The sequence below is a fragment of the Paenibacillus sp. FSL R10-2199 genome, assembly GCF_038000235.1.
GTDB lineage: Bacteria > Bacillota > Bacilli > Paenibacillales > Paenibacillaceae > Paenibacillus_AQ > Paenibacillus_AQ phytohabitans.
In genome coordinates this window covers 4,794,817-4,818,375 of the sequence record NZ_JBBOBO010000001.1, presented here as the reverse complement: position 1 = coordinate 4,818,375, position 23,559 = coordinate 4,794,817, and the positions used below count along the sequence as shown (strand labels likewise).

Sequence of the window (23,559 nt, the reverse complement as noted above, 5' to 3'; positions counted from 1 at the left end):
GGCTTGATGAAGTATGAACTCGAAATTGATGTATCACCCGTATATGAACTGCTGGACAGTTTTATGCTATATGTGACGAAGAAATGGATTTCCAATCTGGAGATCGGCACCGATTGGGTTCGGGATATAGACGGCCGGTTCCCGCCGATGCAGCTGGCCGCGCTGAAGCAGGCTGCCGAGTGGCCTTTTGACGACTATGATGTGCTCTATGCCTGGGCTTACAGCCGGGGGGAAGCTTCCAAAGTACTGCAGTTCCTGAATGAGCTTGAAGCCTCTACCGTTGAGGATTGCCTGGTGCGGACCGCCCCCTTCTTCCACAACTTCACACTTGAGGAATGTGCCCGGATCAAGAACGGCTATACCCCGCTGCTGCGGATGTGGTATGAGCATTATTTCCGTCATGTGGAACACACGATCCTGCCGCTCCTGATTGAAGACGCATCCGAGAAAAAAATGCTTGAGAGCAAAATGGACATGGTGCCGCTGATCGAATATGCCTCGGGCGGCGTAGTTATTGAAGATATTCCTGAGCTGAAGACCATTGTGCTGCTTCCTACGGTACATAACCGGCCGATCAATACTTATTGCTTCTATAAGAATCTGATGCTTGTACAATATCCGGTCGATGTACCCTCCGAGAATGAAGAGGAGCCGCCGACAGTGCTGCTCCGGTTAACCCAGGCCCTCTCCGACCCGACCCGGCTGAGACTGCTCCGCTTTGTGGCGGGTGAGCCCAAGACCCTGTGGGAGATGCAGTCCGAGCTGAACCAGTCGCGGGAGATGCTGATGCATCATCTGCTCAGTCTGCGGGTCGCCGGACTGCTGCGCGTACATCTGCGCGGTGAAGGCACTGAACGCTACAGCATACGGCCGGATGGCGCAGCTGAACTTCAGATGTTTCTGGAGTCTTATATTCGTATATAATAATTGTACATTTACAGCCGAGGCGTATTTACTTACACAACCAAGCGGATGCTTCCGGAGCAGGTTTTGTTCGAAGCGCACATCATAGAAGGATTCCTCACAAAACATTTAGGAGTGAGCAGTATGAAATATTTGACACAACAAGTAATCTTCGATCTGGACGACACCCTGGTGCACTGCAACAAATATTTTGACCTCATTCTAGGCCGGTATTTCGAGCTTATGTCGGACTGGTTCAGTGATTACGGACCGACCATGAGCGAGTTCCGCACCAAGCAGGTAGAAATTGATGTAGAAACAGTCAGCACCAGCGGACTGGCCAGCGATAATTTCCCGAAATCCCTGATTGCCACATACCGATATTTTGCCGCCAAATTTAACCGCAAGACCGATCCGTTCGAGGAGCAGCAGCTGATGAAGCTCGGCCTGAGCGTATATGATCAGGAGGTTGAAGCCTACCCGGGTATGGTGGAAACCCTTGATACCTTGAAGCAGGATGGTCATTCCCTGTACCTATACACTGGCGGAGATGATTCCATCCAGCAGCGCAAAATCGCCCAAATGAAGCTGGACGCCTACTTCGATGACCGGATCTACATCCGCCAGCATAAGAATGTGGAGGCGCTTGAGAATATCCTGACTACTTACAATTTCGACCGCAAAATAACCTGGATGATCGGCAACTCCCTGCGGACGGACGTGCTTCCCGCGCTGACTGCCGGCATTAACAGCATCTATCTGAAGCAGCAGAATGAGTGGCTCTACAACCTGATTGAGCTTCAGCGTGAAATGCAGCAGTCGGTCATGACCATTTCAGCAATTCATGAGGTACCGCCGGTGATCCGTTCGGCTGCCCTGCGCAAGCATCACGGCTGAGTGGTGTTACAAATGACATATGCAGCCTGCTGCGGGTATGATTATACTATTTGAGTAGATTTTCATCCCGCGCAGGAGGTAGGCAATGAACAAACCTATGAAATCTAAGAGTTCCAAGAATTCCACGGGTAACAAACGTCTGCTCCCCATGTTGCTTGCTGTCATTGTGGTTCTTCTGGTGGTTTTACTGTTCTTCATCACTACAGGCAGCAAGTCATCCGGTTCAGCCGAACTCGAGGGCCTGCCCAATTACACAGATGTGAAGGGAACAATCGTTGTTGACGGGCTGAAATATGAGAAACAGCCTCATCTGGGCAAGGAAGATGCTAAGGTGAAGATCATTGAGTTTGCCGATTTCAAATGTCCAGCCTGCAAAAAATGGACCGCAACCTATCTGGATACGTTCATCAAGGATTACGTGGATACCGGAAAAGTACAGTTCTTCTTCATGAACTTTGCCTTTATTGACCGGGACTCTTATCTTGCCGCCAGTGCAGGTGAAGCCATATACAAGCAGAGCAACGAGAAGTTCTGGGAATATGTCCATAAGCTCTATGCCAATCAGGGGGATGAGAGCAAGATCTGGGCTACGCAGAAGTTCATCCTGAAATTCGTTAAGGATAACATCGAAGGCATCGACTACGGACAGTTCGAGCAGGACGTCAAGAACCATACCTATATGTTCGATGTAAAAGAAGACTTCAAGATCGCCGGCGCTTACGGTGTAAACGGCACGCCCAAGTTCATGGTGAACGGTGTTCTGCTGCCGGACTCCTCTTATGAAGGCTTAAGCGCTGCGATTGACAGCGCAATGCAAGAAGCTAAGTAAATTCACAGCCTGTAAAAGCATATAAAAAGCGCCCCGGCCGGGAAAAACTGGCCGGGGCGCTTTTTTCATTTATGAATTATTCCACAGCCAGCTGTCCTGTATCCATGTTAGTCAGCACCAGCTTGCCTTCCAGCGGAGAGCCGTCTTCGGCAGCCAGCTTCAGCTTGCCGGTCTTGCCCTTCTCGATCAATGCTTTCACCTGGGCGTCGGTGAGCGTGCGGCCGTGATTTTCTTTCCAGATCACGAATTTGCAGCCTTCCTTGTAATGGGAGCAGCCGTAGCCCTTGCGGCCCATGAAGATCATCCCGCCGCAGCCGGGCCGCGGGCAGCTGCCGATTATCTTCGGCCCGGAATCATCTACTTTCGCGGCAGCCGGCTCGCTGCGTTTTCTTGCCACAGCCGGTTTGTCGGCGGCTTTGCGGTCCGCAGCTTTGCGGGGCGCAGCTCCCGCACTGCGTCCTTTGGCTCCGGCGTTCAGCGAAGGGGTTTCGCCTTCGAAGGAGGTTTTGGCGGCACGGGACTGCACCCGGACCTTGTCCACGATCATGGAGGCGAAACGTTTGACGTTCTCCATGAACTGGCCGTCCGCGGCTGTGCCGCGGGCAATTTCATTCAGGCGGCGCTCCCACTGGCCGGTCATTTCCGGAGAGGTCAGCAGCTCCACACCCGCACCGCGGATCAGCTCAATCGCCGTCCGGCCCTTTTGGGTGATGGCGATTTTTTTACCCTGCATCTCCACGTAGCCGACATTCTTCAGCCGCTCAATGGTTGCTGCCCGTGTCGCCGGAGTGCCGAGCCCCGAATCCTTCATGGCATCGCGGAGCTCCTCATCCTCAATCTGCTTGCCTGCGCTTTCCATCGCCTTGAGCAAAGTCCCTTCCGTGTAATGCTTCGGCGGCTGGGTATCCTTCTCCTTAACGATGGCGTCACTGCAGATCACCTCATCCGTTGTTGAGATCGAGAACGGCTCGTTCACCTCAACCTCCTCGTCCTCCTCATCCTCCTTGCCCTTGCCTTTGGCCGGTTTGGACTTGTCCTTCTTCTGGTCTCCGTAAATCACCTTCCAGCCCAGGCTGAGCAGCTCCTTGACGGTGGTTTTGAACTTCTCATTCTCCACCTCGGTGATTACGGTATGCACCTTGTATTCAGCAGCCGGATAGAACTGGGAGAGGAACCGGCGGACGATCAGGTCGTACAGCTTGGCCTCATCCGCGCTCAGTCCGTTCGCCTTGCGGTTCGTCGGCAGAATGGCATGGTGATCCTCAACCTTGGACGGGTTACAGATAAACTTATTGCCTTTATGGACCAGGTTGCGGTTGGCACCCTTCACCCATTCATCGTACTGTGTACCCTGCAGTGCCGACAGCGTCTTGTGCATCTCCGGGATATTCTGCTCCGTCACGTAGTTGGAGTTGGTACGCGGATAGGATATCACTTTATGCTTTTCATAGAGCGCCTGGGCAATATCCAGCGTTTTTTTGGCCGAAAATGCATATTTCCCGTTCGCCTCACGCTGCAGCAGCGTCAAATCATACAGCTTGTTCGGATATTCCTTGGTTTCCTTAACCTCATACGATTCAATTCTGGCAGGCTTGCCCTTCACTTTGGCAGCAAGCGCTTCTGCTTGGGCACCGTCAGTGAGCCGGTCCCCCTGCCACATTCCCTTGTAGTTCAGTTCGTTCTGGCTGAAATGCCCCTCCACCTCAAAAAACTTCAGCGAGGAGAACGCCTCAATCGTCTTCTGGCGGTCATAAATCAGCGCAAGCACGGGGGTCTGCACCCGCCCTACAGACAGCAGCACATTGTGCTTGGTCGTAAATGCCCGCGAACCGTTCATCCCGATCAGCCAATCCGCTTCACTGCGTGCCCTTGCCGCTTTGGTCAGATTCTCGTATTCCGAGCCGTCCTTCAGCTCCTGGAACCCTTTGCGGATCGTTTCCGGTGTCAGGTCAGAAATCCACAGCCGCTTGACCGGCTGGCTGAGCTCCAGATGGCGCTGGATTAGCGAGAAAATATGCTGCCCTTCGCGCCCGGCATCACAGGAATTGACCAGCAGGTCGCTGCGCTTCGCCAGCTCTCCGATCACCTTCAGCTGATCCAGCGTCCGCGCATTCGGCACCAGCTTGAACTGCTCCGGAATGATCGGCAGATCATTAATGTTCCACTTTTTATATTTGTTGTCGTAAGCTTCCGGCTCCGCCAGGCCAATCAGATGCCCGATCGCCCAGGTGATAATGTACTGCTCCCCTTCCAGATAGGAACGGTAATTTTTGGCCTTCGGTTCTATTGCGGCGGCGATATTCCGCCCCATGTCCGGTTTTTCCGCAATAATGAGTGTCTTCAAAAATAATCGCTCCTTACCCATGGTTCTTCCAAAATACGTCCAGTAGTCTATTATACCATTACTTCACCACTTTTTAACGTATTGACTTGAAGACTGAGTTCAGACCCGCGGAATTAGCGGTTATAGCTCACAGGTTGAGTCGCAGTTCAATAAATATTTTCTCATTCCAATAGATACATCTAAATATGTCATTTCGCACTATTTATTCGCGATATATAATTCAGTTACATAAATTCAGCAAAACCTGCAGCCGATGCGGATCTTAAGGGTGAACTCATGGCGAATAAAAACATTTCAAGAAAATCATATGTAGGATTTGGCGGATGGTTAGTGCTGTTTGCTGCTAGCTTGTTCGTACAATTTATCAGACTTCTATTAAGTACCCTTGATAACTACTCCATTATCATTTCTGACGAATTCAAACTAATCACCGATCCAGACAGTGAATATTATAATTCATCCTTGTATCCGTCATTAATTGTTGATACCATCCTAAGTTTGTTCATCTGTATTATGATTATATTCATTATCTATTTTTGTATAAGGCATAGTATATGGTTCAAAAAGTTATCTGTAATTTACATAATCAGCTCTTTCATTATTCAATGCTTAACACTTTTTTGGCTGCTGGGTATTCATTTTTTGCCGGAGGAATTCTATGAAGAAATAAATATATATCAGGGTGTTATATCTTCATTGGCTTATATGCTGATCTGGTTGCCTTACTTACTCATATCTAAAAGAGTGAAAAACACATATGCGTAAAAGACACAGTTTTTGTTATGGGTAATCAAACGGAGTTATTCAAAATGTTGTACGTTGTGCAGCTTTGATTCGTAAATACCCAGACGTGCTGGTGGATTGTTGTACAAAATACAAGAATTGTTCCGATTAGCCACATAATGGCGGAGAATTGCTGCATTCCATGCAACATTTTTAAATTTACGCCATTTTAATGAGAGGAATGTTGTATTTCGTGCAGGATTTTATATTAAAGGATACCGATAAAGAATATTTCTTTGAAAATGCCCATCTGCTTGTGGAAGAACTGCCTGCTGCGTTTCGGAGTACAGAGGTAGTTGTTTATATTGGATAGATACAACAGGCCGATTAGGTTCCATTGAAACCTTAATCGGCCTTTGTACCATGTCCCGCTCAAGAAACCTTAGATCCCGCTCACCCGCGCCACAGCCTCACTGATATCAATCATTTCTTTGGTCCCGGCTCGGCGGTCCATATATTCGACCTTCTGCTCTGCTGCCCCCTTGCCCACGACCAGAGCAACCAGAATACCGATCAGCCCGGAATCCTTAAACTTGACCCCGGCCCGCTCATCCCGGTCATCCAGCAGCGTCTCAATGCCGATGGCGGTGAGCTGTGCGTACAAGGCTTCAGCAACCTCACGCTGGCCCTCATCCTTCACGGACATCAGCAGAATATGAACCGTATAAGGAGCTATGGCCGCCGGCCAGATCAGCCCCTGGTTATCATGATTCTGCTCTGCGACCGATGACAGGAGCCGCGAAATTCCGATACCATAGCAGCCCATCACCATAGGCTGGCTCCGCCCGGCCGTATCTAAGAAGGTCGCACCAAGCTTCTCACTATAGACTGTGCCGAGCTTGAAGACATGCCCTACCTCAATCCCCTGATGAAACACCAGCTTCCCTTCGCCACACTCCGGACAGATATCACCTGCAGCAGCGTTGCGGAAATCCCCAACATGCGCAAGCGTGAAATCGCGGCCAGGTACTACGCCACGCAGATGGTAATCTTTTTCACCGGCACCCGTGACCGCCTCTGTCATGCCGGCAACGGCTGCGTCAACCAGGATGGTTAAAGACAATCCGGCCGGACCGACAAAGCCGCTCTCAACTCCGGCCGCCGCCTGCACACTATCATACTCAGCCAATGCGATTTCGCCGCAGCCCAGATACTTCTCCACCTTCAGTTCATTGACCTCATGATCTCCCCGCACCAGCACGGCAAAGGACCGGCCGCCGCCGGTGTAGATCAGTGTCTTGATAATATCCTGCGGTTTAATCCGGCTCTCCTGCTCCAGCTGCTGGATCGTCTTCTGATTAGGCGTGTGGAACTTTACAGGAACAGGAATGCCGCTGTAATCCCGCTCCTCGAATGCGGCTCCCCCGCGTACTTCAGCCTGCTCCAGATTTGCGGCATAATCGCAGATGGAGCAGACCGCAACCGTATCCTCTCCAATCTCTGACAGAGCCATAAATTCGTGATTCTGGCCTTTTCCGCCGATAGCCCCGGCATTGGCCTGCACTGCCCGGTAGGTCAGACCGCAGCGGTTAAATATCCGCCCGTAGGCATTGTACATCTGCTCATAGTTCATATCGAGACCTTCCCAGCCTGTGTCAAAAGAGTAGGCATCCTTCATGAGGAACTCCCTGCCCCGCAGTAGCCCTGAACGCGGACGTCGTTCATCGCGGAACTTCGTCTGAATCTGATACACCGTGAGGGGAAGGCGTCGGTAGGAGTTAATTTCATCCCTTACAAGTGCTGTCACTACCTCTTCATGGGTAGGTCCAAGCACAAATTCCCGTTCATGACGGTCCTGCAGCTTCATAAGCTCCTTACCGTACACGTCATATCGGTCCGATTCTTTCCAGAGCTCTGCGGGCTGCAGAGAAGGCATAAGCAGCTCTTGTGCTCCAGAGGCATCCATCTCTTCCCTGACAATGTTCTCAATCTTGCGGAGTACCCTCCGCCCCAGCGGCATATATGTATACACTCCTGCCGCCAGCTGGCGGATGTATCCGGCGCGCAGCAGCAGCTGGTGGCTCATCGTTTCCGCTTCAGCAGGGGCTTCGCGGAGAGTTGTGACGAATAGATTGGTTTGGCGCATAGTGATCAGCCTCTTTCTTCGATAAATATTTTTAGTGCCCAGCTTAATAACTCCAAAAGGACGCAAAAAAGACGCATCCGTCAGGGACGAATGCGTCGTGTTACCACCCTGGTTCAACCGCCATACAGAGCCTGGCGATCCTCAAATCCGGATAACGGCCGGGGCCGGCAGCATTATACATATCGCCATAAGCTGCAGCTTCCAAGGCAGGGTATGCTTCACGCGCACTTGAGGGACCTTTCAGCCGGTGAATCCCCTCTCTGTTCTGGCGGGTACGGAAACATAGATCCTTGGTCAACGCTTTGTACACTATAAATATTGTACTTAATCTATACGATATTTCGGTACCCGTCAAGCCCGTACTGAAAAACATCCCAATGGATAAACTACTACTTTTTGTTAAATGTATCCCCTTTCATTCGCGGAAAGCTATGATGCAATTAAATATTTTTTCCAGACGTCTTCAGATATGAAAAAACTGTGTCGATAAACCGAATATATGAGTAGAGTTATTCAAAGAAACGGCTACATTCTCATATAGAAGCCGATTTCCATGTATCCGAGGGGGAACCATTCCAATGTCCAAATCCGTCAACCGTTCTAAACGAAAATCCAAGTCAGGGTCGCTGCAAAGAAAAATGATGATCCTATTCAGTATTATGCTGGTGATCCCCATCCTGCTCGTAAGTACTTTCTCCTATTTCAGTGCAAACAAGCAATTGAAGATCAAAATGCAGGATGCCACGCATTCCAGTGTGGATCTGGTCGCAAGTACAATTAACGAATATGTTTCAGCCGCAATGCGAAATGTAGATCTGCTAAGCCAGCAGATTAATTCTTCCGATATTGATGCAAATTCGCCGGAAACGCGTACGCTGATTGAATTGTTCATGAAGGCGCATCCCGAGCTGGAGATCTTAACGGTGGGCAATAATCAGGGTGCCTGGATGAAAGCCCCCGATCCCGGGAAGCAGGAATATGATCCGCGCACCAGAGACTGGTATAAGGCAACCCTGCTGAATCCCGGTAAAATCACAATCATCGACCCTTTTGTCTCAGCAACAACCGGCAACTATACGCTCTTTATCTCGGAAACGCTGAAGGATGGCCAGGGCGCGATTACAACCAGCCTTAACCTGAAAGCCTTAAGTGAGAAAATCAACAAGACCACGCCAGGGGAAACAGGCTATTTTTATATTGTTGACCGGAATCATAAGTTCGTCTCTCATCCCGTAAAAGCTGCAGGTGATGATGTAGCAGACTATGTCGTGGAGATGCTGGTTAATGAAAGCGGAGATCTCGACTATACAAATCCGGATTCAGGCATGGATATGCGGGGTTACTATACAACCGATGCGAATACCGGATTCAAGATTGTCGGCATTCTTCCGACCCAGGAATTCTCTGATGCGACGCAGCCTATTATTAATACAGGAGCAATTGTACTGGCTGTGTCTCTGATCGTCAGCATGACCTTATTGTTCCTGATTATCCGCTCCATCACGAATCCGATCCGCAGTCTGAACCGTTCCGCGCAGCGGGTGAGCGAAGGGTATCTGAACGAACAGATTCACATTAACCGGTCGGACGAAATCGGCCAGCTGGCGGAGAATTATAATCTGATGGTAGGTTCTCTGCGCGGTATCGTTTCTGATATTTCAGACACTTCGGCACAGCTTGCCTCTTCAAGCCAGCAGCTTACAGCCACGACTGAGGAGAACTCCAAAGCTACTGCTTATGTGACCGGACTCGTGCAGGAATCTTCAGAAGGTGCTGAAACGCAGACTTCAGCGATGGCTGAGACCTCGCGTGCGATGGAGGAAATGTCCTCAGGTATCCAAAAAATCGCAGAAGCTGCAGCCACCATCGTAGATTCTTCGGCCAATACAGAAGCTGACGTGCTTAGCGGCAGCCTCAAGATCGAACAGGTCAGCCGGCAGATGGATGCCATCCGTACCTCCACCCACCATTCTTCGGAGCTGATCGGCCAATTAAACGGCCTGAACACCGAAGTCTCGGCTATGAGCAGCGCAATTACAGCTATTGCCGTGCAGACTAACCTGTTGTCGCTGAACGCCGGAATCGAAGCCGCCCGGGCCGGAGAACATGGCAGAGGATTCGCTGTAGTCGCCACTGAGGTACGGAAGCTGGCGGATCAATCGAAGAATACCGCCGGAGATATCCAGGACACCCTGCTGCAGATGACCCGGCTGATTGATCAGACCTATGAAGCCATCCGGCATACGGTTGCAGCAGATGTAGATTTGGGCATTCAGGTTACAGCCGAAGCTAAGGAAGCGTTTATCAGTATTGAGCACTCTACGACCAAAATCAACAGCCAGCTGCATGACATCTCGGCCATTACCGAGCAAATGTCTGCCGGTGCGCAGGAGGTAGCTGCTTCTGTTCATGAAATTTCCGGCATCTCGCGTTCGACTTCAGATGCATTCCAGAGCGTAACAGCGGCTACCGAGCAGCAGCTTGCCTCCATGGAGGAAATCTCCTCCTCCTCCACCGAGCTGTCCAAGATGGCCGCAGCACTGCAGCTTAAGATCGAACGCTTCAAGCTGGAGGACTAGTTCACACGGATTACAGTCCTATAGCAGCACAAAAAAACCGTCACTCAGCAAATGCTGGGATGACGGTTTTTTTGTGCATTTTATTATATTAAGGCTAAAAACTCATTGTCTTATTATCTAGACGAGTACGGTCGAACCCATCAGATATCTATCCACTTCACGTGCCGCTTCACGGCCTTCGTTGATCGCCCAGACCACCAGACTCTGTCCACGGCGCATATCTCCGGCTGCGAATACTTTATCCACATTGGTGTTGAATTTACCGTAACGGGCCTTTACATTACTGCGGCGGTCCGTATCCAGCTTGAGCTCCTCAATAATATCCTGCTCCGGTCCGTCGAAGCCGATCGCGATCAGCGCAAGCTGAGCGGGATAGACAGCCTCTGTTCCCGGAACCGGCTGGTAAATCTTCCGTCCGGTCTCGTCCACCATACGGCGGATTTGCACGGTGTGCAGCTCCTTGAGGTTGCCTTCTTCATCGCCTACAAACTTCGTAGTCATGATGGAGAATTCACGGGGATCTTCACCGAAGACCGCCTTGGCTTCCTGCTGGGCATAATCCAGCGTATAGACATTAGGGAATTGCGGCCATGGGTTAGCAATCGGATCGCGCTCCAGCGGCGCCTTGTCATGCGTACCGAACTGTGTAATACTGCTGCAGCCGTGACGCAATGAGGTAGCCACGCAGTCGGAACCCGTGTCCCCGCCGCCAAGTACGATAACATCCTTGCCGGCAGCCGATACATAGTTGCCATCCTCCAGATTGGAATTCAGATAGCTCTTAATCGTACCGTTAAGGTAATCCATAGCGTACATTACGCCATTCAGCTCATTGCCTTCTACATTGAAGCGTCTGGCTTTGGTCGCTCCGCCGCAGAGTACAACGGCATCATATTCATCCACCAGCTGCTGTGCCGGAATATCCTTGCCGATTTCCGTATTCACTACGAACTGGATGCCTTCCGCTGCCAGCAGATCCACACGGCGCTGCACGACACGTTTGTCCAGCTTCATGGTAGGGATACCATACATCAGGAGGCCGCCGATGCGGTCACTGCGTTCAAAGACCGTCACAGTATGGCCCGCTTTGTTCAGCTGAGCTGCTGCCGCCAGACCTGCCGGTCCGGAGCCGACAATGGCAACCCGTTTGCCTGTGCGTTTCTCCGGAGGGTTCGGTACCACCCAACCCTCTTCAAAGCCTTTGTCTACAATTGCCAGCTCAATGGTCTTAATGGTGACAGGCTGGCCAATCAGGCCGACGGTACATGAACCCTCACAGGGTGCAGGGCAGATGCTGCCCGTAAATTCCGGGAAATTATTCGTCTTGTGCAGGCGTTCCAGCGCTTCCTTCCACAATCCCCGGTAGACAAGATTATTCCATTCCGGAATAAGATTATGCACCGGACAGCCCGAGGTACCGCCGCTCATATCTATGCCGGTATGGCAATAAGGTGTTCCACAATCCATACAGCGGGCACCCTGGGTCCGAAGCTCGTCCTCGGTCAGATGCTCATGGAACTCTTCCCAATCCTTGATGCGCTGCTCGGGATCCCGGTCCCCTGGGAGCTGGCGCTTATACTCCATAAATCCAGTAGGTGTAGACATATTTACGTTTCCCCCATCCGTTCTCTTCGTGTTGATGTATAGTACACTATAACATACCTGCGGCAGAAATATATCTAATGCAGCGTAGGTGAAGAACCTGCATATTTTATACTACCTAGTGAAATATCATTTCTAATTTTAATTATAGTAGCATTCAATACTTTCACACTGTAATGGACTAATCTGCTGATTATTTGTACTATTTCACATCTTGTGTCAGAGAAAACGCTTTTTCGTTACTCCCTGCGTTCATATACAAAAAAACGGTAATCATAAGGATTCTGTTCATTGCGAATCCCCAGTGTACTTGAGATTTCGTTCCACTGGCTCCAGTTGACGTCCGGAAACTTCGTATCGCCCGCAATATCCGCGTAAATCCGCGTGACCAGCAGCTTATCTGCATGAGGCAGCATCAGGCTGTAGATCTCAGCTCCGCCGATCACCATCAGCTCATCCTCTTTACGGCCTTCTGCCAGGGCTTCTTCCAACGAGTGTACAACCTCCGCACCTTCCGGCGCAAAGCTGTGGTCCCGGGTCAGAATAAGGCTGGTGCGGCCTTTAAGCGGCTTCCCGCCTAGAGAGTCCCATGTTTTACGGCCCATCAGCATTCTTTTGCCGAGAGTCTCTGCTTTGAAATAAGCGAAATCCAGCGGCAAATGCCAGGGCATATCGTTATTCTTACCAATCACACCATTCGAAGCCATCGCCCAAATCATGGTGATACTCATATTCATGCCCTCTTTTCCATGAAATCATAGATTAGGTTTCCGGACAGGGTTATATAGCAACCGGCGCTTTGATCCCCGGATGATGGACATAGTCGGTAAACTCGAAATCCTCAAACGTATAATCAAAAATACTGTCAGGCACCCGGCGGATATTGAGCTTCGGCAATGCGTAAGGCTCCCGCGCGAGCTGTGTGGCCACTTGCTCCATATGATTTGTATATATATGCACATCGCCGCCTGACCAGATAAATTCACCAACCTCAAGCCCTGTCTGCTGGGCCACCATATGGGTGAGCAGCGCGTAGCTGGCTATGTTAAAAGGAAGCCCCAGGAACGTGTCCACAGAACGCATGGTAAGCATACAGGAGAGCTTCCCGCCCGCTACATAGAACTGAAACACAAAATGGCATGGCGGTAGCTTCATCTGCTCAATCTCGCCTACATTCCAGGCACTGACGATATGACGGCGCGAATCCGGATTATGCTTAATCGACTCAATAACATTTGCAATCTGGTCGATATGGCGACCGTCCTTGCTCTCCCAGGCCCGCCACTGTGAACCGTATACCGGTCCCAGCTCACCGTTCTCATCTGCCCATTCATCCCAGATGGAGACTCCATTCTCCTTCAGATAAGAAGTATTGGTATCCCCTTTGAGGAACCAGAGCAGCTCATGCACCACCGATTTCAGATGGATGCGTTTGGTGGTCATCAGCGGAAATCCCTTCGACAGATCGAAGCGGAGCTGACGCCCGAATACAGACACTGTGCCAGTGCCGGTCCGGTCGCCTTTGGCTGTACCGTTGTCCAGTATATCCTGCAATAAATCCAAGTAATTACGCAAGCAGTATCGCACCCCACTCTCTTTTTTTCTTATACCAGTTTACCATGACCTGCCCGTGCTTGTAACTTGTTCGCGCGCAGAAAATGTTATTTCCTGCGGACAGCAAATACTGACAAAAGCAGTTTTTCCTAATCCTGATAATAGAGGGAATTAACTAGCGGAATTCCCGCACTAAAATATGATGATTACTCTTGAGACTACAACTCATCCGGCGATAAGAGCAGACAGCTAACATGTACAGGAATCTGTTTAGTAATTATTTGCTTAAGCACCCTCTGCAGCTCCAGCACATGCTCTGTCCCGTTGTTCATCATGCTCTGCCCTCCTCTACTCCCATATCTTAAGCTCTACCTTCTCCTGCAATGCTTGCAGTGATGCTCTTCCTCCTATGGGAAAAGTGATTATCGGCGATGCGTGGCCAAAATTAACATCAGCAATCACGGGGAGCTCCTCCAGCTCCTTTTTGGATTTGATGATGGTGTGCAGGATCTCGCGGCTCATTCTCGCCCCCCGCTGAAACCTGCCTAGTGCCAGTCCTTTGACCCCTGAGAACCCCGGCTGCTGAATCAGCGATACCAGATCACGGTCAAACACTTCAGGATAGACCTCGAAATCATCCTCCAGAAACAGAACCGAGCCTTCCAGATCCGGCATGTACTCCGTTCCGTGCAGCAGGCTGAGCGTACACAGATTTCCGCCGAGCAGCGTACCCTCCGTTTCGCCTTCGTTAATGATATAAGGGCCGCTGTTTTTTTCAAAAACCCGGTTCTCCTGATCTATAAACCAAGCGTCATCGCTCCAATGTTCAGAGGGCTCTACGGTGACGGCTTCATGACCCATCATCATTTTCGTGAAACACTCCACAGTATACTCATTACCGAGCTTCATGCTGAAAGTGGAGAAATGGGGTCCGGAATAGGTGAGCAGGCCTGTCTTGGCGTATATTGCGTTACTCAGCACAGTAATATCTGAATACCCGCACAACCGCTTGGGGTTGGCCGCAATGAGGTCATAATCAAGTTCACGCAGCAGCTGATTGCTGTTATGTCCGCCCAGGGTTGTCAATATTCCTTTGACCTGGGGATCGCTGAAGGCATTATGTATATCTTCTACTCTGGAAGCAACGGATGATGAGCCGAAGATATCTTGTTCATAAGCATGTCCGGCAAAAGAAACCGTAAAACCAAGCTTCTCCAGCAGTTTTGTGGCATGTTCGAGCTGATCTTTGGCTATGATCCCCAGGCTATTTGCCGGTGATATAATTCTGATTTCGTCCCCTGTTTTTAATTTCGCAGCTTGCATGATCCCACTCCCCGTCAAAATAAAATACCGGCCCCTCTCCTCTGCCGCCGATCGAAAAGAGGATGTCCCCTTAACCATTCTACATGGCTTTGGAAACATCCTCTTATGATCTTACCCGTGCAGGCGTAAGGGTATTATTTAATCACGTGAATCGGGTGTCCTTCTACCAGCTCAGCCGCTTCCATGACGATTTCGCCTAGGGTTGGATGCGCGTGGATCGTCAGGGCGATATCTTCAAGCGTAGCGCCCATTTCAATAGCCAGACCCAGCTCAGCAATCAGGTTGGAAGCTTCGATACCGACGATTTGCGCGCCGAGCACCTGATTATTGTCGCTCTTAGCCACAATCTTGATGAAGCCTTCAGGAGCATTCAGGGAAACGGCACGGCCGTTACCTGCGAACGGGAATTTGCCGCTCTTCACAGCATAGCCCTTGTCCTTCGCTTCTTTCTCAGTCAGACCTACGCTGGAGCATTCAGGATCTGTGAACACTACTGCAGGCATAACCTTGTAGTCAACAACCGATTTGTGACCGGAGATGGCTTCAGCAGCAATTTTACCTTCGTAAGAAGCCTTATGTGCCAGAGCAAGACCGGGAACGATGTCGCCGATGGCAAAGATATTAGGAATATTAGTGCGTCCCTGGTGGTCGACTTTGACCAGACCGCGTTCATCCAGCTCAACACCGATCAGATCCAGACCCAGTTCACCGTCAGTGTTAGGACGACGTCCTACAGTAACCAGCAGGTAATCGGCAGTCACTTCTTTGGACTCGCCGCCCACGGAGTACTTCACGGTTACTTCCTTGTCGTTCTGAACAGCACTTTCAGCTTTGGCGTTAGTCACAATTTCAATACCGGTCTTCGCCATATTCTTGGCAACCAGACGGGTCATGTCTTTGTCGAAGCCAGGCAGAACAGTGTCCAGACCTTCAATGATCGTTACTTTGGTGCCGAATTTGGAGTACATCTGGCCAAGCTCTGCTCCAATATAGCCGCCGCCGATAACAATCATGCTCTTCGGAATTTCCGGCAGATCAAGTGCTTCAGTCGAGGACAGAATGCGTCCGCCGAACGGGAAAGGCTTCAGTTCAATCGGACGGGAGCCCGTTGCGATGATGCAGTTATTGAATTTGTAGCGCGGGGATTCATGATCATTGAACAAACGGGCTTCGTTTGTGCTGATGAACATAGCTTCACCGCTGAATACTTCAATTTTGTTGCCTTTCATCAGGCTGGTTACCCCTGAAGTCATTCTTTTGACAACGCCGTTTTTGAACTCCTGGGTTTTGGCCCAGTCCACTTTGACGTTCTCGGCAGTAACACCGAATACTTCGCCGTGCTGAGCAGCCTCGAATTGATGAGCTGCAGAGATCAGCGCCTTGGAAGGAATACAGCCTCGGTTCAAGCACACGCCGCCGAGTTCCGATTTATCTACAATGATTACCTTTTGGCCGAGCTGGGCGGCACGAATTGCCGCCACATACCCGCCGGGACCTGCACCAATTACCAATGTGTCGATTTCGATTGAAGCGTCTCCGACTACCATTTATTACACCTCCATAACTAACATATCAGGATTTGCAAGCAGGGTCTTAATGTAATTCATGAAGTTCTGAGCGGTTGCACCATCGATAATACGGTGGTCAAAGCTCAGAGACAGGGCCATAACCGGAGCTGCGACGATTTCGCCATTCTTAACAACCGGCTTCTCAGTGATGCGTCCTGTACCCAGAATCGCAACTTCAGGGAAGTTGATAATTGGGGTGAAGAACATGCCGCCTGCGGAACCGATGTTGCTGATCGAGATGGTGCTGCCTTTCATTTCATTCGGAGCCAGTTTGCCGTCGCGTCCGCGGACTGCCAGATCTGTAATCGTGCTTGCGATCATCCAGATGCTCTTGCGGTCAGCGTCTTTGATTACAGGAACGATCAGACCGTTGTCTGTATCTGTAGCGATACCGATGTTGTAGTATTTCTTGTAGACAATTTCGTTCGTTGCTTCATCAATCATAGCGTTAAGCGCAGGGAATTGACGGGAAGCTGCAACGAGTGCCTTCACGATGAACGGAAGGTAAGTTACCTTCACGCCTTTCTTCTCGGCTACAGGTTTCATACGGGCACGGAAGGCTACAAGCTCAGTAACATCCACTTCGTCCATAATGGTAACATGCGGTGCTGTGTATGCCGATTTAACCATAGCATTGGCAATGGCTTTACGGATACCCTTGAATGGTACGCGTTCTTCTTCCAGGTTTGCATTGCCGGAAGCTGCCGGAGAAGCTGCTGCCTTAGCTTTTGGAGCTTCTGTTGCTGCTGCAGGTGCAGATGCCGCCGCCGGAGCCGATGCCGCAGGTGCTGCTGATCCGCCCTTCAGGAAGGCTTCTACATCTTCAAGTGTGATCTTGCCGTTCTTGCCGGAGCCATTTACCTGAGAGATGTCAACACTCTTGTCACGGGCAAATTTGCGTACGCTAGGGGTTGCCAGCACTTCACGGTTAGGAGCCGGAGCTGCCGCCGCTGCTGCCGGAGCCTGGGAAGGAGCTGCTGCCTGCGCACCAGACGCTTCTGCATGGCCGCCTTCCTGCTGAGGAACATCGCCTTCTGCAGCAATGATTGCCACCACTTCGCCTACACGGCATACTTGACCGTCTTTGGTGAACACTTCTACTACTGTACCGTTGACAGGAGAAGGAACTTCAACTACAGCCTTATCATTCTGAACTTCCATGATGATATCATCGTCGGTGATTTTGTCGCCGACCTTGATATGCATCTTGATGATTTCCCCTTCATGCAGACCTTCGCCGAGTTCAGGGAACTTATATTCAAAGTTGCTGGTTCCGCCTGTTGCAGGGCTGCTGGCTGCCGGAGATGATGTTGTATCTGCTCCGCCCTTTGCTGCATCTGCTTCCTGGGAAGCCTGTTCTGCAGGATGGCCGCCTTCCTGTTCAGGAACTTCGCCTTCTGCATCAATAATTGCAACTACTTCACCTACGCGGCATACCTGACCGTCTTTGGTGAAGACTTCAAGCACTGTGCCGTTAACCGGACAAGGAACCTCTACTACTGCCTTGTCATTCTGAACTTCCATTACGATATCGTCATCGGTTACTTTGTCGCCGGCTTTGATATGCATTTTGATAATTTCGCCTTCATGCAGACCTTCGCCCAGCTCAGGGAACCGGTACTCAAATTTTGCCACCTTGATAACCTCCTAAAAGTTATGTTTACATACGCTTAGTTTGTAAGCAGTACAATGTATTGCAGAAACGGGTGCCGCCCTTTTGCAAGGACGGCAAGGTCATTTCTCTTAGAATTCCATTACTTTCTTCACTGCCGCAATGACACGCGCCGGTGTAGGAATCCAGGAATCCTCGATTTGTGCGAACGGGAAGATTGTATCAGGGCCAGCTACACGAAGCACAGGAGCTTCAAGATGCAGCAGAGCTTTTTCATTAATTTGAGCAATCACTTCAGCGGCTACGCCGGAGCTCTTTTGTGCTTCTTGGACTACAATGGCACGGTTGGTCTTCTTAATAGAAGCGACAATCGTATCGATATCAATCGGGCTAACCGTACGCAAGTCGATAATTTCGGCTTTGATGCCGTCTTTTTCGAGCTGATCGGCCGCTTTGGTAGCAGTATGTACCATCAGGCCGTAAGTGATGATTGAGACATCAGTTCCTTCGCGTACTACATTAGCTTTACCCAATTCAACGGTGTATTCACCTTCAGGCACTTCTGCACGGAAAGCATGGTACAGGTTCAAGTGCTCCATGAAGAATACAGGGTCATTGTCGCGGATCGAAGCGATCAGCAGTCCCTTGGCATCGTATGGATTGGAAGGAATAACAACCTTGATACCCGGGCTCTGGGCAATCAGGCCTTCCAGGGAATCGGTATGAAGTTCGGCTGCTTTAACGCCGCCGCCGAATGGAGTGCGGAAGACTACAGGAGCATTGTATCTGCCCCCGGAACGCCAGCGCAGGCGGGCAGCCTGAATGACGATTTGATCAAGTGCTTCGAAGATGAAGCCTACGAACTGGATTTCGGCAATCGGGCGGAAACCCTGTACGCCGAGACCGAAAGCCAAACCTCCGATTGCAGATTCAGCCAGCGGAGTATCGAAGACACGCTCCTCGCCAAATTCCTTTTGCAGCCCTTCCGTTACACGGAACACGCCGCCTACATTACCAACATCCTCTCCGAAGATAAGAACATTGGGGTCACGAGTCAGTTCAACGCGCATTGCGTCACGAATTGCTTCTTTCATATTCATCTGTGCCATTGCCTGATATCCCCCTTATTCAAAATCGGCTTTTTGTTCTTCAAGATGTTTCGGAGTTACCTCGAACATGCTGTCGATCAAGCCGGGAATGGTCATTTTTTCGGTCTGTTCTGCTTTTTTAATCTGCTCGTTCACAGTTGCTTTCGCTTCTTCTCTTACGCGCAGAGTGTCTTCTTCGGTCCAAAGGCCTTTTTTCTCCAGGTACTTGGCAAGACGGGCAATCGGATCTTTCTCATTCCATTGTCCTTCTTCTTCCTTGGAGCGGTATTTACTGGCGTCATCGGACAGGGAATGTGGACGGAAACGGTAAGTTACGGCTTCAATCAATGTCGCGCCTTCGCCTTTACGGGCACGTTCAGCAGCCTGCTGAACAGCGGCGATTACCGCGAACACGTCCATACCATCGATCTTGATTCCCGGAATACCTGCTGCAACCGCTTTGTGGGCGATCGATTTAGCTGCCGTCTGCTTCGCGAACGGAGTTGTAATCGCATAGCCGTTGTTCTGAACAAAGAAGATTACAGGAAGTTTGAAGACACCTGCATAGTTAAGGCCTTCATAGAAGTCACCTTCGGATGAACCGCCGTCACCTGTATAAGTAATAGCTACATTAGCTTGTTTCTTCAATTTGAATCCCATTGCAATACCGGTAGCATGCAGGATCTGTGCTCCGATAATGATCTGCGGCATAAGTACATTTACGCCTTCAGGAATCTGTCCGCCGTGCTGATGTCCGCGGGAATACAGGAAAGCCTGATATAATGGAAGTCCATGCCATACCAGCTGTGGAATATCGCGGTAGCCCGGGCAGACGAAATCTTCCTTCTGCAAAGCGAACTCGCTGCCGATCATCGTAGCTTCCTGACCGGATACCGGTGCATAGAAGCCGAGACGGCCTTGACGGCCCAGGTTGACGGCACGGTCATCCCAAGTACGGGTAAATACCATACGGTACATAATTTCTTTCAGTTGGTCATCGGTAAGATCAGGCATCATTTCCTTGTTGATAACTTCTCCATCCGGGGAAAGTACCGAAAGGGCTTCAACGTCCTCTGTATACACTTCATAAGGAACTCTAGTCATTATCTTCACCTCAATAAAAAAATTTGAATATCAGTGGTCTCTGTTATAGAATTATTATACACCTGTTGTAGCTGTTTCGTCAAAGAAATACGCATAAAATTTATGTTTCCATAAATTTTGTATGTATAACAGGCTTTGGAATATCCTATAACAGATAGAAGGATATTATTCAAGTAAATGATATATCCCACATTTGCCGCTTGGGTAATTTTAACGTAACACTTAGTCTAATGCAAAAATCCGACACGAAAGGTGACGATTGGACAATGAGCGAACCTGTTTTTCTGAAACGTACAATAGTGAAACAAACACTGTGGAGCGAGCATCTGCAGGAGGAACGCAAGCTGCGCATTTATCTTCCTCCCGGCTATAACGAAGTCCTCAGTTACCCGGTGGTCTACTGCCAGGACGGGGAAGAATTCTTCAACTTCGGCCGGATCGCCACGCTTGCCGGGCAGCTGATTCTGGAGCAGGATGTGGATCCCTTCATTATAGTGGGTGTCGAAGTGAACGTAGCTGTCCGCACCGAAGAATACGCTCCGTTTGGCAGCCGCTTTAAGCAGTACCTTGCATGCTTCGCCGAAGAGATTATTCCCTTCATTGAACATAATTATCCTGTACGGCGTACGCCGGAAGAACGAATCATCGCCGGCGATTCCCTGGGCGGCAGTGTCTCCCTGCATCTTGCCCTGGCTTATCCCGCCTTATTCAACCGTGTGCTCAGCCTCTCCGGCGCCTATTACCCCGAAACCCGCCAGCAGCTGGAACAGGAAGCTGATCTCTCCGGGCTTCAGATCAATATGGTCGTCGGTCTGCAGGAGCGAGACTACAAGACTGATACCGGAATCTACGATTTCGTAGAAATGAACAGGGAAACCAAAGCGATGCTGGAGTCAAGGGGAGCCACCGTATCCTACCGTGAGAAGGACGGCCGCCATCTCTGGGGATTCTGGCAAAAAGAGCTACCGGAATCATTACTCTACTTCTTCAACCGCTGAAACAGCCTTTAAGGCCTAAAAAGTGAACATCTTCCGAACTTATGTACGTTGTGCAGGTGAGTGCGCTTTCAGTACAGGGCGGGCATACGGTGCCCGTCCTTAAATGTAAGGACGGCAACCGGTCATGCTGCGGATCTATGCCTGCTCCAGATTCTCGGTAATAATACGTTCCAGCAGCACTTCACAGCCGGCATTCACCAGATCATATACCTGCTCAAAATTTCCGGTAAAATACGGGTCCGGCACTTCACGAAGCTCCTCGTCCGGCAGCAGTTCCATGAAGAATAACAGCTCCGACTTCTCGCCTCCGGGAATTTTGCGAACATTGTCCCCATTGGACTTGTCCATGCAGATTATATATTGAAACTTCTCAAAATCTTCGCCGCTCACCAGCCGGGCTGTCATGTGCTCATAGCTGATTCCATGCAAATCCAGAATCCCTCTTGTGCCCTCATGCGGCATCTTGCCGATATGCCAGTCTCCGGTTCCGGCTGAATCCACAGTGATTTGACTGGACAATTGCCGCTGCTCTATTTTGTGGCGCAGAACTGCTTCAGCCATCGGCGAACGGCAAATATTGCCCAGACATACGAATAACACGTTTACGATCTCTCTCACCCCCCGTGACCATTTATGCCTTCCAATCCGCGGATAAGTCTTGCGGCGAAATGCATCTGACTTCATTTTAGCGTTATGGCAGCAATTGTACAACTTTTCAAACTGCATTATACTGTTCAGGGTGACTAACTTAATAGCCACAACAAGGAGGGGATCACATTGCCATCTGGGCGTGTTGTCATATTTGCAGGCGGTGAGCTATCACCGGATGGTTTGCACCTATTAGATGAAGAGGATTTTATTATCGGAGCGGACCGGGGGGCACTTTTCCTGATTGATCACGGATACACACCTGATATTGCCGTCGGAGATTTCGATTCCGTCTCCCCCGAAGCGCTGCTGCTGATACAGGCGGGAAGCAAGGAAACCATCAGCTGTGATCCGGTCAACAAGGACCTGACGGACAGTGAAATGGCGCTGGATCTTGCCCTGAATACACAGCCTGAGTCCATTCTCCTTATGGGTGTAACCGGAACCCGTATGGACCATACACTGGCCAGTATCCAGATGATGACCCGGGCACTGCAGCGTCAGGTCGCCTGTTCTATCATGAATGCGAATAACTATATTACGCTGACCGGCTCGCATGCTGTAGTCGAGGAACGCGGGTATACCTATGTCTCTCTGCTGCCTTTGACACCGGAGGTTACAGGAATTACGCTGCAGGGTTTTCAATATCCGCTGGAGAATGCCACCCTTAAGCTGGGCCAGTCTCTGGCCGTAAGTAATGTGCTGCTTGCCGCTAGCGGAACGGTTACTATTGAGAGCGGACTTCTGCTGATTATCCAGAGTAAAGACTGATTACATAGGTTTTTAGAGACATCACTGTAACCTTTGTTTCAAAAATGTAAAGCCGGGAATCTCCTTACACAGTAAGGGTTTCCCGGCTTTATTCTATGCCTGTTCAAGCTAAATATTAATATTTTGTAACTTTTAATGAGATTTTAATAAAACGCTTACAACGTAGACCCAGCCTGCATTTGAAGCCTCTGCTCCATAATTTAGGAAATAGATAACCTGCTATACTACGAATCAGAGAAAGAAACTAGAAAGATAAACACAAACCTGGGAGGTATTACTACATGAATAAGCAACAATGGTTTAAGCAAGCAATTGCTATTGGAATGTGCACAACAATCGGGCTCGGCACCCTAATGGCTACCGGAGCAGGCACAGCCCCTGCTGCTGCCACATCCGTATCCTCTTCCGCTGTCACAGCAGAATCCGTTTCCGCATCTTCAACCGGCTCAAGTATTGTCAGCTTCGGCAAAAAATATCTGGGTACGCGCTACCAGTTCGGTGCATCCACTTCTACTACAAGATACTTTGACTGCTCTTCATTCACGAAATATATTTTCAAGAAATATGGCGTTAACCTGCCGCGTACTTCCGTAGCCCAATCTAAAGTCGGATCATCCGTGAGCAAGGCCAATCTGCGCGTCGGCGATTTGGTGTTCTTCTCCAGCGGAAGCCGGGCAACAGGCAAGAATGTAACGCATGTAGCAGTCTATGCAGGCAATGGCAAGATTCTCCACACCTACGGTTCACCTGGAGTAACGCTTTCAGATCTGAATTCGGGCAACTGGAAAAAAACCTACCTGAAAGCACGCCGCGTACTGTAAACGCATCTGATCAGCTCTCTCTTATTAAATATTAAACGTGCTTCATTCA

Annotated in this window: 20 protein-coding genes; 8 read left to right on the top strand and 12 right to left on the bottom strand. The window is 50.1% G+C overall.

Translation table 11 applies throughout. From position 1 onward, the window contains the following. Positions 1 to 6 precede the first annotated feature (6 nt). The 3 genes from NYE33_RS21225 (at position 7) to NYE33_RS21215 (ending at position 2,629) form a co-directional block, all read left to right on the top strand. Positions 7 to 924 carry an ArsR/SmtB family transcription factor gene (locus NYE33_RS21225; RefSeq protein WP_336103621.1) on the top strand — a complete coding sequence of 306 codons (918 nt, stop codon included), beginning with the start codon at positions 7 to 9 and terminating at the stop codon, positions 922 to 924. Between the two features lie 123 nt (positions 925 to 1,047). After that, positions 1,048 to 1,800: an HAD family hydrolase gene (locus tag NYE33_RS21220; RefSeq protein ID WP_042137820.1), complete on the top strand. Its 753-nt coding sequence runs from the start codon at positions 1,048 to 1,050 to the stop codon at positions 1,798 to 1,800. 85 nt (positions 1,801 to 1,885) lie between these two features. Then, positions 1,886 to 2,629 (top strand): DsbA family protein, encoded by a 744-nt coding sequence (locus NYE33_RS21215; RefSeq protein WP_336103614.1) that lies wholly within the window; start codon positions 1,886 to 1,888, stop codon positions 2,627 to 2,629. 76 nt (positions 2,630 to 2,705) lie between these two features. Here NYE33_RS21215 and NYE33_RS21210 read toward each other — a convergent pair whose 3' ends face one another. Beyond that, positions 2,706 to 4,973 (bottom strand): type IA DNA topoisomerase, encoded by a 2,268-nt coding sequence (locus NYE33_RS21210; RefSeq protein WP_336103613.1) that lies wholly within the window; start codon positions 4,971 to 4,973, stop codon positions 2,706 to 2,708. A gap of 276 nt (positions 4,974 to 5,249) precedes the next feature. Between NYE33_RS21210 and NYE33_RS36560 the strand changes: the two genes are divergently transcribed. Continuing rightward, positions 5,250 to 5,738, top strand: a complete 489-nt coding sequence (locus tag NYE33_RS36560) for a DUF2569 family protein (RefSeq protein ID WP_042137826.1) — start codon at positions 5,250 to 5,252, stop codon at positions 5,736 to 5,738. 400 nt (positions 5,739 to 6,138) lie between these two features. Here NYE33_RS36560 and NYE33_RS21205 read toward each other — a convergent pair whose 3' ends face one another. Continuing rightward, positions 6,139 to 7,842: a proline--tRNA ligase gene (locus NYE33_RS21205; RefSeq protein WP_341067398.1), complete on the bottom strand. Its 1,704-nt coding sequence runs from the start codon at positions 7,840 to 7,842 to the stop codon at positions 6,139 to 6,141. Between the two features lie 100 nt (positions 7,843 to 7,942). Beyond that, positions 7,943 to 8,152 (bottom strand): hypothetical protein, encoded by a 210-nt coding sequence (locus tag NYE33_RS21200; protein ID WP_156118653.1) that lies wholly within the window; start codon positions 8,150 to 8,152, stop codon positions 7,943 to 7,945. A gap of 268 nt (positions 8,153 to 8,420) precedes the next feature. Between NYE33_RS21200 and NYE33_RS21195 the strand changes: the two genes are divergently transcribed. After that, positions 8,421 to 10,421 carry a methyl-accepting chemotaxis protein gene (locus tag NYE33_RS21195; RefSeq protein WP_042137830.1) on the top strand — a complete coding sequence of 667 codons (2,001 nt, stop codon included), beginning with the start codon at positions 8,421 to 8,423 and terminating at the stop codon, positions 10,419 to 10,421. 117 nt (positions 10,422 to 10,538) lie between these two features. On the opposite strand, the gene NYE33_RS21190 is transcribed toward NYE33_RS21195, so the two are convergent. The 8 genes from NYE33_RS21190 to pdhA all read right to left on the bottom strand — a co-directional run bounded on the left by NYE33_RS21190 (position 10,539) and on the right by pdhA (position 20,272). After that, a complete protein-coding gene (locus NYE33_RS21190; RefSeq protein WP_042137832.1) occupies positions 10,539 to 12,026 on the bottom strand; it encodes a glutamate synthase subunit beta in 1,488 nt (495 codons plus the stop codon). 236 nt (positions 12,027 to 12,262) lie between these two features. Continuing rightward, the gene (locus tag NYE33_RS21185; protein ID WP_076243019.1) at positions 12,263 to 12,754 is read right to left on the bottom strand and encodes a dihydrofolate reductase; all 492 of its coding nucleotides are present in this window, start codon (positions 12,752 to 12,754) and stop codon (positions 12,263 to 12,265) included. A gap of 49 nt (positions 12,755 to 12,803) precedes the next feature. Continuing rightward, positions 12,804 to 13,598, bottom strand: coding sequence for a thymidylate synthase (gene thyA / locus NYE33_RS21180; protein WP_042137834.1), 795 nt, complete (start codon positions 13,596 to 13,598; stop codon positions 12,804 to 12,806). Positions 13,599 to 13,925: 327 nt separating this feature from the next. Further along, positions 13,926 to 14,900: a S66 family peptidase gene (locus NYE33_RS21175; RefSeq protein ID WP_341067396.1), complete on the bottom strand. Its 975-nt coding sequence runs from the start codon at positions 14,898 to 14,900 to the stop codon at positions 13,926 to 13,928. Positions 14,901 to 15,034: 134 nt separating this feature from the next. Continuing rightward, positions 15,035 to 16,447, bottom strand: coding sequence for a dihydrolipoyl dehydrogenase (gene lpdA / locus NYE33_RS21170; RefSeq protein WP_039299144.1), 1,413 nt, complete (start codon positions 16,445 to 16,447; stop codon positions 15,035 to 15,037). A 3-nt stretch (positions 16,448 to 16,450) separates the two neighbouring features. Next, a complete protein-coding gene (locus NYE33_RS21165) occupies positions 16,451 to 18,103 on the bottom strand; it encodes a 2-oxo acid dehydrogenase subunit E2 (RefSeq protein WP_341067394.1) in 1,653 nt (550 codons plus the stop codon). A gap of 108 nt (positions 18,104 to 18,211) precedes the next feature. Further along, positions 18,212 to 19,189 carry an alpha-ketoacid dehydrogenase subunit beta gene (locus tag NYE33_RS21160; RefSeq protein ID WP_042137842.1) on the bottom strand — a complete coding sequence of 326 codons (978 nt, stop codon included), beginning with the start codon at positions 19,187 to 19,189 and terminating at the stop codon, positions 18,212 to 18,214. A 15-nt stretch (positions 19,190 to 19,204) separates the two neighbouring features. After that, on the bottom strand, positions 19,205 to 20,272 hold the full coding sequence (gene pdhA / locus NYE33_RS21155; protein WP_341067393.1) for a pyruvate dehydrogenase (acetyl-transferring) E1 component subunit alpha: 1,068 nt from the start codon (positions 20,270 to 20,272) through the stop codon (positions 19,205 to 19,207). 266 nt (positions 20,273 to 20,538) lie between these two features. On the opposite strand from pdhA, the gene NYE33_RS21150 reads away from it, so the two are divergent. Further along, the gene (locus tag NYE33_RS21150) at positions 20,539 to 21,270 is read left to right on the top strand and encodes an alpha/beta hydrolase (protein WP_341067392.1); all 732 of its coding nucleotides are present in this window, start codon (positions 20,539 to 20,541) and stop codon (positions 21,268 to 21,270) included. A gap of 135 nt (positions 21,271 to 21,405) precedes the next feature. Here NYE33_RS21150 and NYE33_RS21145 read toward each other — a convergent pair whose 3' ends face one another. Beyond that, entirely contained in the window at positions 21,406 to 21,879 is a 474-nt protein-coding gene (locus tag NYE33_RS21145) for a low molecular weight protein-tyrosine-phosphatase (protein WP_076243178.1), read from the bottom strand. A 168-nt stretch (positions 21,880 to 22,047) separates the two neighbouring features. Here NYE33_RS21145 and NYE33_RS21140 point away from each other — a divergent pair, with 168 nt between their 5' ends. Beyond that, positions 22,048 to 22,689: a thiamine diphosphokinase gene (locus NYE33_RS21140; RefSeq protein WP_341067391.1), complete on the top strand. Its 642-nt coding sequence runs from the start codon at positions 22,048 to 22,050 to the stop codon at positions 22,687 to 22,689. 281 nt (positions 22,690 to 22,970) lie between these two features. After that, positions 22,971 to 23,510: a C40 family peptidase gene (locus tag NYE33_RS21135; protein ID WP_341067390.1), complete on the top strand. Its 540-nt coding sequence runs from the start codon at positions 22,971 to 22,973 to the stop codon at positions 23,508 to 23,510. Positions 23,511 to 23,559 lie beyond the last annotated feature (49 nt).